The sequence below is a fragment of the Nitrospirae bacterium YQR-1 genome, assembly GCA_039908095.1.
In the GTDB taxonomy this organism is placed as follows: domain Bacteria; phylum Nitrospirota; class Thermodesulfovibrionia; order Thermodesulfovibrionales; family Magnetobacteriaceae; genus Magnetomonas.
Genome location: JAMOBJ010000003.1, coordinates 101,074 through 114,645, shown reverse-complemented (window position 1 = coordinate 114,645; position 13,572 = coordinate 101,074). Strand labels below are relative to the sequence as shown.

Annotated in this window: 10 protein-coding genes and 1 pseudogene; 1 reads left to right on the top strand and 10 read right to left on the bottom strand. The window is 43.9% G+C overall.

What is annotated here, in order from left to right; genetic code table 11:
* Positions 1-14: 14 nt before the first annotated feature.
* Complete coding sequence (locus tag H7844_03360; GenBank protein MEO5356320.1) at positions 15-512, bottom strand: hypothetical protein; 498 nt, start codon at positions 510-512, stop codon at positions 15-17.
* 407 nt (positions 513-919) lie between these two features.
* Here H7844_03360 and H7844_03355 point away from each other — a divergent pair, with 407 nt between their 5' ends.
* Entirely contained in the window at positions 920-3,442 is a 2,523-nt protein-coding gene (locus H7844_03355; protein MEO5356319.1) for a glycosyltransferase family 39 protein, read from the top strand.
* Here H7844_03355 and H7844_03350 read toward each other — a convergent pair.
* The 9 genes and pseudogenes from H7844_03350 to H7844_03310 all read right to left on the bottom strand — a co-directional run bounded on the left by H7844_03350 (position 3,426) and on the right by H7844_03310 (position 13,388).
* The gene (locus tag H7844_03350; GenBank protein MEO5356318.1) at positions 3,426-3,650 is read right to left on the bottom strand and encodes a hypothetical protein; all 225 of its coding nucleotides are present in this window, start codon (positions 3,648-3,650) and stop codon (positions 3,426-3,428) included. The two genes, H7844_03355 and H7844_03350, sit on opposite strands and share 17 nt — an antisense overlap.
* Positions 3,651-3,683: 33 nt before the next feature.
* The gene (locus tag H7844_03345) at positions 3,684-7,409 is read right to left on the bottom strand and encodes a response regulator (GenBank protein MEO5356317.1); all 3,726 of its coding nucleotides are present in this window, start codon (positions 7,407-7,409) and stop codon (positions 3,684-3,686) included.
* Between the two features lie 241 nt (positions 7,410-7,650).
* Entirely contained in the window at positions 7,651-7,878 is a 228-nt protein-coding gene (locus H7844_03340; GenBank protein MEO5356316.1) for a sulfurtransferase TusA family protein, read from the bottom strand.
* Between the two features lie 3 nt (positions 7,879-7,881).
* Complete coding sequence (locus H7844_03335) at positions 7,882-8,361, bottom strand: hydrogenase iron-sulfur subunit (protein MEO5356315.1); 480 nt, start codon at positions 8,359-8,361, stop codon at positions 7,882-7,884.
* On the bottom strand, positions 8,358-9,584 hold the full coding sequence (locus H7844_03330) for a 4Fe-4S dicluster domain-containing protein (GenBank protein MEO5356314.1): 1,227 nt from the start codon (positions 9,582-9,584) through the stop codon (positions 8,358-8,360). The genes H7844_03335 and H7844_03330 overlap by 4 nt, the downstream gene beginning before the upstream one ends.
* A 21-nt stretch (positions 9,585-9,605) precedes the next feature.
* A pseudogene (locus H7844_03325) lies at positions 9,606-9,908 on the bottom strand (FAD-dependent oxidoreductase).
* A gap of 513 nt (positions 9,909-10,421) precedes the next feature.
* Positions 10,422-10,889 carry a hydrogenase maturation protease gene (locus tag H7844_03320; protein ID MEO5356313.1) on the bottom strand — a complete coding sequence of 156 codons (468 nt, stop codon included), beginning with the start codon at positions 10,887-10,889 and terminating at the stop codon, positions 10,422-10,424.
* A gap of 31 nt (positions 10,890-10,920) precedes the next feature.
* A complete protein-coding gene (locus tag H7844_03315) occupies positions 10,921-12,402 on the bottom strand; it encodes a Ni/Fe hydrogenase subunit alpha (GenBank protein ID MEO5356312.1) in 1,482 nt (493 codons plus the stop codon).
* Complete coding sequence (locus H7844_03310; GenBank protein ID MEO5356311.1) at positions 12,399-13,388, bottom strand: NADH:ubiquinone oxidoreductase; 990 nt, start codon at positions 13,386-13,388, stop codon at positions 12,399-12,401. The genes H7844_03315 and H7844_03310 overlap by 4 nt, the downstream gene beginning before the upstream one ends.
* Between the last annotated feature and the right edge of the window lie 184 nt (positions 13,389-13,572).

The window sequence follows — 13,572 nt, the reverse complement described above, 5'->3', positions numbered from 1 at the left end:
TTTACGGGAGCTTTTCATATTCCTATAACTTCTGAAAGACCTTTAATGATTTCTTTTCCATGAGACTTTGATTTTTTGGTCAGGCGCTCAAAAAGCCTTAAAAAAAGCAATTTTTTGTCGGCATCCTCAATGCCGTACTTAAGGTAGTCAAGTATAAGTTCTGTGGCGGAGCGATATTGTAGGGGGTCCGTGTTTTTATCTATATCTCTTAGTATGGTGACAAACTGGGTAACGGCAGTGATGCCGGCCATAGAGGCGGCTATCTCTTCCACAGGGGTGCGCACGTTATCTGTCCCATCCTCAAAATACAGCTCTGCTGCACTTAGTGCTTCTTTGATGGACTTAAGTGAGTTTCCACCCGGCTCAATATTAACATAAGGCAAAATAAGCACTACAAACGTGTAGTAAATATTGGCAATAGTGTCGGCAAGTTCCACAGGCAAATCCTTCAGAGTGGTAAGCTCTTTTTTGATGAGTTCCCTGCAAATCTCCGTTACCTTATTATTCAGCACAATAGTATTCCCTCTTACAGATTAAGACTTTCCAATAGCTGTAAAGCTCTGGATATTGTACTTTTAATATAGCTTGTTTTACAAGCTATAATTAGGCTGTATTAGCAAAGTAAAAGTGTCAGGTTTTTAGCAATTGAAAATGTCCACCAAGAGAGCGGACAGATGATAGTCAACTGCAAACCCTTTTTCTGTACTTTTAATTCATCTATTTGAGTTTTCTATGTTTTATTAATAAACAATACAACCCCGTGTAAAAAAAATATACTGTGACAATACAATTATGGTAAACTATATGAGTGTGTATTACTATAAATTTCACTAAAAAAATAGTCTCATAAAAGGAAAGTATCTATCTGCTTAAGCCTCTTACAACATCATTAAAAACCGTCGGGTTTCTTAACACATTAATGTATGCAACACTGTGTTTATATACAATATTTATATTATGCTACAACCTTAACGATAAATATCTTTGGCCGGATGAGGCTGAAACAGCCAACCTTGCCATAAGTATAACAAAGTTCGGTTTGCCCAGGGCATATGACGGTAAAAATTATATTTCTCTTTACGGACCATCTGTGTTTGAAAACGAATCTCACATTGTTACATGGAGGCCGTGGCTGGATGAATACATCGCTGCGGCTTCTTTCAAAATACTTGGACAGACAACAGCAGCAGGACGCTTTCCCTTTGCCCTGATTGGGGTAGCCACCGTGTTCTTAACCACATTGTTAGCGTACCGTATATTTAACTCCCACAGAGCGGCTCTAACGGCGGCCCTGTTTATAGCCACATCTGAAATGTTTGTCCTCCATGCAAGGCAGTGCAGGTACTACTCATTGGTAATATTTGCAGAGGTGTGCCTCATATTTGCCGTTTACCTTATTATGGCCGGGAAAAAACCAAAGGGTATCATTGTGTTGACTCTAAGCATGGCAATACAGTTTTATACAAATTACATAGTCCTGGCCGGAAACATATTTGCGCTATGGATTTTTGCTTTATTTACCGAAAAAAGAAACACAGGAATGATTTTCTCCGTTTTCGTTAGTTCTGCTGTTTTTACACTCATGGCACTGCCGTGGCTTGTATATGCAAAACCCTGGCATCAATCCAGTTACATCGGCCATGGGGAATTCATGACAAAATTTAAGTTTTATCTCGCCGAGATTCATTTCCACTTTTTTTCTTTTTTCTTGTTTTTAATTCCACTGGCGTATTACATGCACCGGAGGTTAACGATAAAGGACAGATATGCCGCTATGTCCAAAGTGTCCACTGTTCAGAGCGATTTAGCATTTCTACTGTTACTTACCATACCTTTAAATTTGCTTATAGTGCCCCTTGCCCCGGGAATTTATGTAAGATATATGGTGCATCTTATACCAAATTTTGTACTCCTGACAGTGTTCATTCTTACCACCTATGTTTCCTCTGCATGGCTCAGGGTGTCTTTGATATGCCTGTTGTGTTTTACAAATTTTATATCCTATGTGAGCGCATGGCCCGTGAGGATTTTAAACGATGTGGTGGTTACATTGCATGAACCCCGGGCTACGGTTCTTAGTCTGGTGAATGTCATAAAAACTGATTCCTTAAACCGGCTTGAGGATACTGTAAAATATTTAAGGAAGAAAGGTAACCCCGGGGATACAATACTGGTTTCTTGCCCTGAATTTCCACTGATGTTTTATACAGGTATGCAGGTTATTAATGCAAGATTTTTGGACTCTGTTAACTTCACAAGCCTGCCAAACTGGATATTAACTGAGTGTGTAACTGAGGAAACAAATGTAGCCCCCCTTTACCCTCCGCCTGATTATGCCGTTTACTACCGGCCTCTCATTATTGATATTCACGACGGCCCGACAATAGGCAACATGCCAAACCCTGACATATATGAACAATTTACTGCAAAAAACCGCGGACACATAACTGTTTATAAGTTACAGCCGGCAGTGCAGATTAGTGCTATACCGGATAAGAGTGTTTTTAAGCCGGTAGGCTCCGACGGCAGTGTCACCTCTGTAAACGTATCACCTGACTGCAAATATGCCGCAATAGTATATGGCCGTGACAAAATCATAGAAACCACCTTCAATATAAAACTTGTTGATATTAAAAGCGGTAATTTGGCTGGAGAGTTTTCTCTTGGTGACCGTTCTATCAGGTCTGCATATATAACAACAGACAGTAAGTACATACTGGGAATTGCCGGTAATACGGTTAGAAAATGGAATATTGAAACCGGCAAAAGAGTAAAGATATTTGCAGGCCACAGGGACCATATAAACGCTATAGCCCTAACCCCGGATGGCAAGCACATGTTAAGCGCTGCAAAGAACGATACACTAAAACTATGGGACATTGTCACCGGCAGGGAGATAATGGCATTTATCGGCCCAAAAAACAACACACAAACGATAGCCATAACCTCAGACGGACTGCTTGCAGCCTCAGCAGGCATGGATAATATTTTAAGGCTTTGGAACATCGGGACAGGGACGGAAATAAAGATTTTTTCCGGCAACGCACATAATATAAAAACGATAGCTATAAGTAAGTCCGCTAAATTTATGTTGACAGGGGGAGGGTATGATGGAGTCATTAGGATGTGGGACATTGCACAGGGCAGGGAGACTGGAGTGCTTTTGGGGCACAGTAATGCCGTAACCGCCATTGTGATAACCCCTGATGACAGGTATGCCCTCTCCGGTGGAATCTCGCAGCGTCTTAGACTCTGGGACTTGACTAATGGAAAAGAAAAAATAGTTTTCCCGCCCGATGTACTGTCTGTTTCTTCTTTGTCACTTACAGCGGATGGAAAACTGGTTGTTGTCGGCTCGTGGGACGGCACAGCTTCAATTTGGGACGTGGCCTCAGGAAAAAAATTGCGGACATATGACGGAAACTTTAAAAAAAGCTCTTAATTCCATGACTGCTACTTGGTATTATATTCAAAACGGCATTTATATATATAATAACTGCAGCCGGCTTTTCAGCAACCACTATTGGTAAGATGGCAAAACTGTCTGATTTCAACACTTTGGAGTACCACTGCGGTATCCGCTGCTTTACATCGGGCGCTTTAGTGCCGGCAGCTATAATGCCGGAACCGTTAGTACCATCATCCGGCAAGTGAGTGCGTATAACCTGGCCGGAGACGGTGGCCTACTTTATTGTACCGATGGGTTTAGAAAGATTTGTATTAATATCCTTCATGGCCATATCCAGTTCAAACATCAAACTTTCAATAAAGGTTGCAACAATCAATTTTTCCGCATCACTCATATCTTTGCTTAGTTTTCTTAAAGCAATTTCCATTCTGAAAGACTCACTCTTAAGGGCTGTGGCACCAATGTTTGCAGACATTCCTTTTATCGTATGGGCTTGTTTCTGAAGTCCTTCCACATCGCCTGCATCAAAGAGCTCTTTTAGGAGCGCTAACTGCTTTGGCGCATCCTCCACAAAAGCAATCCACATATCTCTGAGAATTTCCTCATCGTTGTCCAGACGCTGAAGAGCCTCTTTTACATCCAAAGCCTTTGCAGAGGTTCTCGTTGAAGGCTGTTGTGCAACCATGGGCTTTTGTAAAGAGATAGAAAGTTTCTCCTGTCCTGAGTCCGGTTTTGGAGCCGGTGTCTCCGGTTTCATCGGCGCCTCGTGTTTTTCCTGCGTCTCAGGTTTCACCTGTATTTCATGCGGCATTTCCTGCACCCCCTTGTCTTTGTGTATGGAAGCAGTGTATTTTTCAACCAGCTTATATAAATCTTCAGCCTTTAACGGCTTTGAGATATAGTCATCCATGCCTGCTGCCAGACAAAGCTCCATGTCTCCCTTAAGGGCGTGGGCTGTCATGGCAATTATAGGTATCCCCACATTCATCTTAGCATCTTTTAAGTTTCTTATATACTTTGTTGCCTCTAAACCATCCAACTCCGGCATCTGTACGTCCATAAGTACAATGTCAAAATTTTGTTTAGCCAACATATCCACAGCCTCACGGCCTGTTCCCACCACCACAGGATTGTAACCGCGCTTTTGCAGAAGTTTAATGGCAAGAGTTTGATTTACAATGTTGTCCTCGGCTACCAAAATATCAATGTTTTCGTGTAATTCCCGCACTGTGTGGCGTGTCAAAAGTGAAGCGGCAGAGTCATTACCCCTCTCTATTGCTATAGTTAGTACTTCTATTAAATCCGATTTATATACCGGTTTAACCAGATAGCCTGAAATTCCAAGTTCCCTGCATTGTAACGCATCACCTCGTAAACCGGCTGATACCAGCATGATTATTTTAACTAACGGTCCGGTCTCTGTTTTTATTTTTTCTACAAGGTCAAAAGCATCCATGTCGGTAAGCTGAAAATCCAAAATGATTGCATCATAATCAGATTTCAAAGAGTTAAGCATACTCAGAGCAATTTTACCGTTTGGAGCTGTATCTGCTAAAACCCCCTCACTTTTTATCATATCAGCCACACCGGCCATTGTTGTTGGATTGCTGTCCACTACCAGTATGCGTTTGCCTTTTAGCTTTATCTCTGCTATCGGCACCGCCGCAGGCGCAGGCACCGAATGTTGCAATAAAAACTTAATGATAAAGTAAAATGTGCTACCCTTTCCAAACTCGCTCTCAAGCCAGATATCACCACCCATTACATTGAGAACCTTTTTTACTATTGACAGACCAAGCCCTGTGCCCTCATACTTTTTTGTCATAAAAACTTCACCTTGTGTGAAGCTCTCAAAGATCATGTCAAACTTCTCCTGCGGAATTCCTATTCCGGTGTCGGATACGCTAAACAGTAAACGCATCTCATTAATATCAACAGCGGGGAAAGTTCTATTGCCTATAGTTTTCGGAGCAACCTCAAGCTTTAACCCTATAGTACCCTTTTCGGTAAACTTAAGTGCATTACCTATAAGATTAACCAGTATCTGCCTTAGCCTTCCGACATCTCCCCTCAATAAAGCAGGCACATCCGGTGATATTTCAGTACTAAGCTTTATCCCCCTGCTCTGAGCTTGTATTACAAATGGTTCAACTGTGATTCTTATCGTTGAGATCAAATCGAAATCCACCTCATCCTTTTCCATTTTGCCGGCTTCAATCTTGGAAAAATCCAGGATACCGTTTAGGAGACCCAATAGGTGGTGTGATGAGTTTTTAACCATCATTAGATACTCTCTCTGCTCTGAGTCTATGTTGGTATCGAGTACTAACTCCGTCATTCCTATTATGCCGTTCATTGGGGTACGGAGTTCATGGCTCATATTGGCCAGAAATGCGCTTTTTGCCTTGTTTGCGCCTTCTGCAGTATTTTTGGAGCGGATTAACTCCTCCTCTACTCTCTTACGTTGTGATATCTCAAGCAATAGTTTTTCATTAGAGGCGGTAAGTTCAAGTGTACGCTCTTTGACAAGTTTCTCAAGCTGGTTTCTGTAGGTAATCAGCTCTTCCTCTTCCTGTTTCCTTTGTGTTATATCGGTTGAAATGCCGCACACAGCATATATGGACTGTGATTTATCAAATAGGGGGAACTTCATAGAGACAAAAGTGCTTACCCCTTTGGCGTGATGTATGGTTTCCTCCGTCTCAATCGGGTTGCCGCTTTCGATGACCTCCAGGTCATTAATATGAAACGGCTCACCGTAAGATTCATCAAAAATATCATTATCGGCTTTACCTAAAACATCCTCTTTTGATTTATTAAATATTTCCTCATAGCGGCGGTTAACCATCATATAGCGGCCGTTTTTATCCTTTAAGTATATAACTGCCTGAGCATTGTCAACAATTGCCTGTAAACGTTCCCAACTCTCACGCACTGCATCATCAGTGCGTCTTCTTTGAAGGGCATGTACAAATATTTCAGCCGCTATTCTCATAAGAGATATAACATCGGAGGCAAAGTATTTCTCTTCTGTTATTGCATCAAACCCAAGCATCCCTATTAATGTCTCGCCATAGACCATTGGCAGGGCTAACATGGTTTTCATAGAGTAGGTTTCAAAAAATTCCCGTTCGGTTAGCGGATCCTCCGGCAGCTCGTTTACCGAGCCGATATATATGTTTTCAAAAACACTTAACTTTGCAAACCATCTCTCCGGTATGAGGTTATCCGTCCTAAGCAGACCGGTTTCATCTGTAAGCAGGCTTTCCCTTCCCGAGTACTTCGGCGATATACCCTCCGCACACCACTCAAAGAGCTCCACCTGAGCTATACCCTCACCCGTAAACACCACAATATAGCCTCTTTCAACACCGATAAAATCACCGATTGTCTGCAGGGCGTGATTAAGCCAATTTTTTACATCCCCTGAGGGGATCGTTATAAATGTAGATGATATATTAGTTATCAGTTTAATCAGCTCAACTACGTACTGCAACTTCTTTTCTGCACGTTTTCTCTCCACTATCTCGGTGAGCATCTGTTTGTTGATCTCAGCCAGCTCGCCGGACTTTTCCTCCATCTGTTCCTTATAATCGCTGAAATTTGTAAACAGATGGTTAAAGACCGCAGAGACATCAGAATCATCAACCCCTTTGACGCCTATTGGCTGATTAAATATATCCTCTGAGAATTTTTTCGCTCTATCTATGAGTTCACTAATCGGTGAGGCTGGATCTGTTGTTTCAGTTTTATATTCAGTCTTAACTTTAGTGCCGGCTGAGTGTTGAGTGTGTATCTTCAATGTCTCTTCCAGCCGTGTTATGTCTGTCTTAAAAACCTCCTCAAGTCTTGTTAAGTCTGCTTTGGTAATTGACTCCGTCTGCACAGTTTGACTGTTACTTAATGAGTCCTCAAGCATTTTACCGATTTCAAGGGTTTCATCTTTTCCAAGTTTCTTCTCAAGGAGATTATACACTTCTGTTGGTAATGTATATGCCATGGCTGCTATTATATCAAAACCGTTAAAAAAAAGAAATAAACCATTGCCTTCCGAAATCCAATATAGAAAATCGAATTCCCTAAAAAAAGGGATTTTTGAGCAGAAATTTCAGATTACAGCAGACTATCCATTTTTTTTCTACTATTTATCTCCTTTAATTTCAACATTTTTACTCGTTTTCTCTCCTCTATGTTGGATTTCGGGCTAAGCTCTTTTAAAAATGCCTGGGGCCGCTGAGCTTCTATATTTTCACCTGACAACGTTTAGCGCCGTTGCCCTCATCTTTTACCCACAGGACGGTTTTCTTCATCCGTTCCCCCCATCCCTTCAAATCATTGGCAAAGGTTGGGCAATCGGCAACTACCTCCAGAAGGTCCCCCGGCTTTAACTCCGTACGCACCTTTACAGTCATCTGAAGTGTGGGTTGCGGACACTTCATACCCTTAAGGTCTAACACCATAGTGGCCATATTTTAACTCCTTTTTTCTGTTATATTTTCTTCCATCACATTGTCTGAAATCACGGATTTGTTTAACTGACCCAGCTCTCTGACTGTTTCAACCATCTCAGTCATGATTTCGATAAATCGCTCTCCCTCTCCGGCTGAAACATAGTCAAACCTGCACCGCCGGCTTTCAATGCCGTGTTGATTCAACATCCGCAAAAGCAACCGGTGCCGTTGCATAGCTATGTAATTGCCCTCTTTGTAGTGGCAATCGCCGGGATGGCAGGCCAGTATCAAAACACCGTCCGCCCCCGCACTATATGCTTTAAGTACAAATTGAGGGTCAACCCTCCCGCTGCACATTACCTTTATGATACTTACATTGGGTGGATAGCTCTTTTGCAATCCTCCCGCTTTATCCGCTGCGGCATATGAACACCAGTTACACAAAAAACCTACTATCTTTGGTTCAAAACTGCAGGGTTTACCAGTCCTGTCCTCTATCATGACAAAACCCCTTCTATCTCTGCAAATATTGCCTCATTTGTAAAATGGTTACCGCTTATAGCTCCGGCAGGGCAGGCTGCAACACATGTTCCGCAGCCCTGGCAAAGCACATCGTTAACTGAGGATTTCCGTGTCTCTGCATCAAACGCTATTGCCCTGTACGGACATAAGTGCATACAAACCCTGCATCCGGAGCATCTCTCTGCAGCCACAGAGGCCGTTATGGGCTCTATCTCCAGTTGCTTTCCCTCAACAAGCCCGGAGAGCACATACCCTGCTGAAGCCGTCCCCTGAGTCATCGCCTGTGCAATGTTTACAGGCGCCTGACATGCTCCAGCTATGTATATCCCTCGCACTTTGCTTTTGGTTGAATCCAGACATCCATGGAGTTGCTCAAAAAAACCGTAAGTATCCGCCGTTGTACCCAGCACTTCATGTAGTGTGGCCGAATCTTTGGCCGGCACCATAGCAAGGCACAATACTACCATGTCTGTTTTTATAAAACCCTTTTCCAACAAGATGTTTTTTATTATGATACCACCCTCATCACCGGCACTTATCTCTATTGTGTCAATATTGCTGTATCTTGTAAATGTAGCATTAGGGTTTTCCTTTGCCCGCTTATAAAGAAAGTACTCCTCCTTGCCGGGATACACAAGCTCTTTATAGAAATGGTGTATTTGTGTGTTGGGCAGTTTATGCTCTACCATCAGATTAAATTTAAATGCGCACTGGCAACACACACCGGAGCAGTACTCCTTATGGTTACCGTCAAGGCTTCCGGCACAGTGAATTATAGCAATGGACTCCGGTACAGAGCCTAAACTGGTTATAAGCCGGCCTCCAGTGGGGCCGGTTGAAGAGAGCAGCCGTTCAAACTCAAAGGCTGTATAAATATCAGACACTGTGCCGTATCCCACCTCCGGGATTAATCCGGCGTCATAAAGCGCCGCCCCGGCTGCCACAATAACAGCTCCAATTTGCCTCTCCACAATTTCCTCTGCATCGTCATAAAGTATTATGCCCTCACCCAGCGGACAGGATTGGCTGCATAGTTTGCACTCCTCACCCTTTGCCCTCAAACACGCCGTCATATCTATAAATGGAACATTAGGCAGCGCCCCTGCAAATGAAAGCGATATTGCTTTTCTGTTGTCAAGTGCATTGTTAAATTCATTTTTTACATCAACCGGACACACTCCGATACACTCCCCACAGCCTATGCACCGGTGCAGGTCTGCATATCGCGGATTGTTTTTTATCTTTGCTATGAAATTGCCGTAAAAGCCGTTTAATTCCACAACCTCAGACAGGGTAAGTATCTCTATACTTTCAGCGTGCCGCCCGTGAAGTGTTTCATTAAGGATGGGCTCAAGCATACAAGGAGCACACTGAAGATTTGGAAATACCTCCTCATAGAGCACAGGCTGCCCGCCGATAACCGGTCTCTTTTCGACAAGAGTTACCTTTCTGCCCGTCTCCGCTATGGTTAGCGCCGCCTTTAATCCGGCAGGCCCTGCCCCGATAATTAAGACATCCGGAGACATCTGTATTGATTTTCTCTCCAGCGGTTTATGAAAGGCTACTCTTTTTACAGCACCCTTTATGAGATTGGCGGCTTTTGCCGAGGCCGTATCAATATCGTCTGTTACCCATGCTACCTGCTCCCGGATGTTGACCATTTGCATAAGGTATGGGTTCATACCGGTGCCGGAGAGCACACACATAAATGTGTTTTCATGCTCACGGGGTGAACATGCCGCTATGACGATTCTCTCCGGTCTCTCCGCTGCTATGTCATCATTTAAAAACTGCTTGCCCTCCTCTGCGCACATAATATCGTTTATCTTAAAATATGCCACATCGCCAAGAGTTTCAATCACTTTTCCGACCTGCTCAGAATCCACCTTGCCGGATATGTTCGAGCCGCAGTTACAAAAATAAACTCCTATTTTCATTCACTTTGTTCCTTAAATGAGAAAGAGAGAGTTTAGGGAAAGGCTCTGCCTTTCCCTAAAACCCTATCCGCAAGGGGGCTAACCCCCTTGACCCCTTCCTTTTCATTTTAAGACGTCCATAACATCATTAATAACCATGGGTAGGGACCTCTCAACCTCCAGCGAAAGCTCCTCGCCAAAGCAGTTAATGTCCTTTGCCTCAATTGCCCAGATTTGTATATCTGTAGGCAGTTCCATCCCAAGCATTTTACCCATGCCAAGGGCCATCGGCAACGTCATGTCGTGACTACAGCCGCAATTTCTTGTTTGCGGTAAGCTCTGCGGCGTTAATTTGTAAACCGTGCCGGGCGGTTTTCCGGTTATGATTGAGTCAATAATAAAGGCTCTGTCAAACCCTGCCATTGCATCCAAAAGACGTATTCCTCCGGCATAAACCTCAGAGACTCTAACATCCGCTCTGTGGCATAACATATCGCCCTCCAGCCGCTGCCTTATTAACCGGGCGGCTTTAGGTCCTACACTGTCGTCACGCAATAGTGGATTTCCCAGTCCTATTACTATAGTTTTCAATTAAACTCCTCTGCAATCAGCCATACAGATTCTACCGGCTGAATGTCCTTACAACCTTTCCGTCAGAGTTTCTTATGTTAACAACCAACGGCATCTGTCCGGGCAGTGAATGTGTGGAACATGAAAGACACGGATCATATAGCCTGAAGGCCATCTCTATTTTATTTAACAATCCCTGCTCTATTATTTTTCCTTTAGTTATGAGTTTCTCCGCCGCTCTTTTTATGGAAAGTGTCATAGGGGCATAGTTATTTGTGGTGCCTACAATCATGTTGACCATAGTGAGCACTCCCCTGCCGTCACTTTCATAGTGGTGTGTCAACGTACCCCTCGGTGCCTCAACACACCCTATCCCTTTGCCCACAATCTTTTCCGGGATTACTCTTACTTTTGGGGAAGTAATCTCAGGGCCGGTGGCAAGCTCAAGCATATGCTCTGCGGCATAGAGAAGCTCTATAAGCCGTGCCCAGTGAGTAACAAGCCTGTGATGGATGGGTTGATATCTGCCGTTTACTTTTTTGGAGCCCAGAGTTTCATACATTTTCTCGAAGTGTTCCTGTGCTCCGGGTGTTGGCATGGAGTCTGAGACATTTAATCTGGATAGCGGAGAGGCTGCATATATTCCGCTGTCTTTTCCGTCAACAAAACCCTTCCAGCCGACTGCTTTAATATAAGGATATTTCAGGTATGACCACTCCTCTACACGTTCGGCTATGTGGCTTACATAATCCCGCGGATGGTACTTTACAAACTCCTTACCCTCAGGGTCAACTATTCTGACCATTCCGTCATAGAAGTTTACACGGTTTCGGCTATCTACAAGCCCCATGTAGTATGTGCTGTGGACATAGACGTCTGAGGTGACAAGGTCAAGGTATGCCGGATTTTTTAGCACTATATCATCAAAGGCTTTTAGGCTAAAGAGTGCAAAGTCAATGTTTTCTTTAGCTATAACCTCAATCTCTTTTCTTTCCCGTTCATTTATGGATTTGCTCCAGCCCCCGGGAACTCCGGCAGGCATGTGAATTCCACGGCCTCCTACCATTTCAAGCACGTGGTGATTTCTTGCCCTGCATTTAATCACTTCTTTGGCGGCATCCGGGCCGACCTTGTTGATAACTCCCAGGATGTTTCGTTCGGAGGGAGGCGCATCCGGGCCCACTATAAAGTCAGGCCCCCCCAGAGCATAGAAATGGGTAGTGTGGTCGGCAATGAAAAAAGCCATGTATATAAGTTCTCTTATTTTTTTAGCGGCATCAGGCGGCACAACACCAAAGAGTTCATCAAGGGCTTTAACAGAGGCTATATGATGTGCCTCAGGGCACACCCCGCATATGCGGTTAGTGATAACCGGCATCTCCTCGGCAAGCCTACCGACACAAAACTGCTCAAACCCCCTTAACTCCGGCACCTGGAAGTACGTGTTGACAACATCTCCTCCCTCGTCAAGGAATATCTCTATTTTACCGTGTCCCTCAAGCCTGGTTATGGGGTCTATTGAAATGCGCCTTATTGCCTTGTCCCTCCTAAAATTGAACCTGCCATGCTGTACTTGTAAAAAGTTCCGGAATAATCCGGTATGGAGTCAATTATAGCATCCGCCCGATTTGCCAGCTCATCATCACTGAGGCCTTTTTTGTCGCCTATATCAATAATGGAACCGAGGGCGGCCACCATCTTTGCCCCCTGGTCGAGAGTTCCCTCAGGTGGGCCGTAACAGCCCGTACAGGGCATATTTACCTTTGGGCACAGTGCGCCGCAGCCGTCACTTGTGGCTATTCCCATACAAATAAGGCCCTGATCCAGCAGACACGTCTCCGTATCCGGTACTATCTCGTAAGTGCGGTAAAACCGGCTTATCTTTTTGTCTTCCTTCTTTCTCTCACATTCATTACATACCGAAGACTTACCGGCTCCAAGGTTACTTCCCTTTGGGGGCGGTGTCTTACCCGCAATCACGGCCTCTATAACATTCCATATCTGTTTTGGCTCAGGCGGGCAGCCCGGGATGGAATAATCCACATCTGTCACCTGTGAGAGGGTTTTCACCCTGTCGTAAAATGCCGGTAATGTAAGCTTGCCCTCGGGCACTGTGGTCTCAGGTTTAGGAACGATACCCAGAGGGTTATCCACGGTAGGACTGTCCAGATAAATGGAATTGAAATGAGCGGTCTTTGTGTACAGATTACTGAGGGCGGGAATACATCCCTCATAGGCGCACGAGCCAAAGGCGATAAGCAGTGCCGATTTTTTTCGTAAAAGGTGTGCCATCTCTTCGTTTTCCTCAGTACGTATTGCCCCATTGAAAAACGTTATAGCAATTTCGCCGTCTTTGAGTGCTTCAATGTCTTTCTTTTTTGTATCGAGCAGACAAGGACAAAACATGAAATCAAAACTTGCCGCCAGATCAAGAATTTTTTCGTTAATATTTATTAAAGAAATCTCACAGCCTCCGCACGATGAAGCCCAGTACATGCTTAACTTCGGTTTTGTAGCCATAAGGCCTCCCAATAAAGATAATACCTGGTACCAGTTGAAATGATTAGCATAACATTATATTAAAGACTACTTAAATGTCAAGAAAAAAAATAACGGAGGACAATCGGCATTACTTTATAACTGTAACAGTTTTGGGTTATTATCTCTGCAATAGATGTTAGTGCTGGGTCAAACGATATGAAGG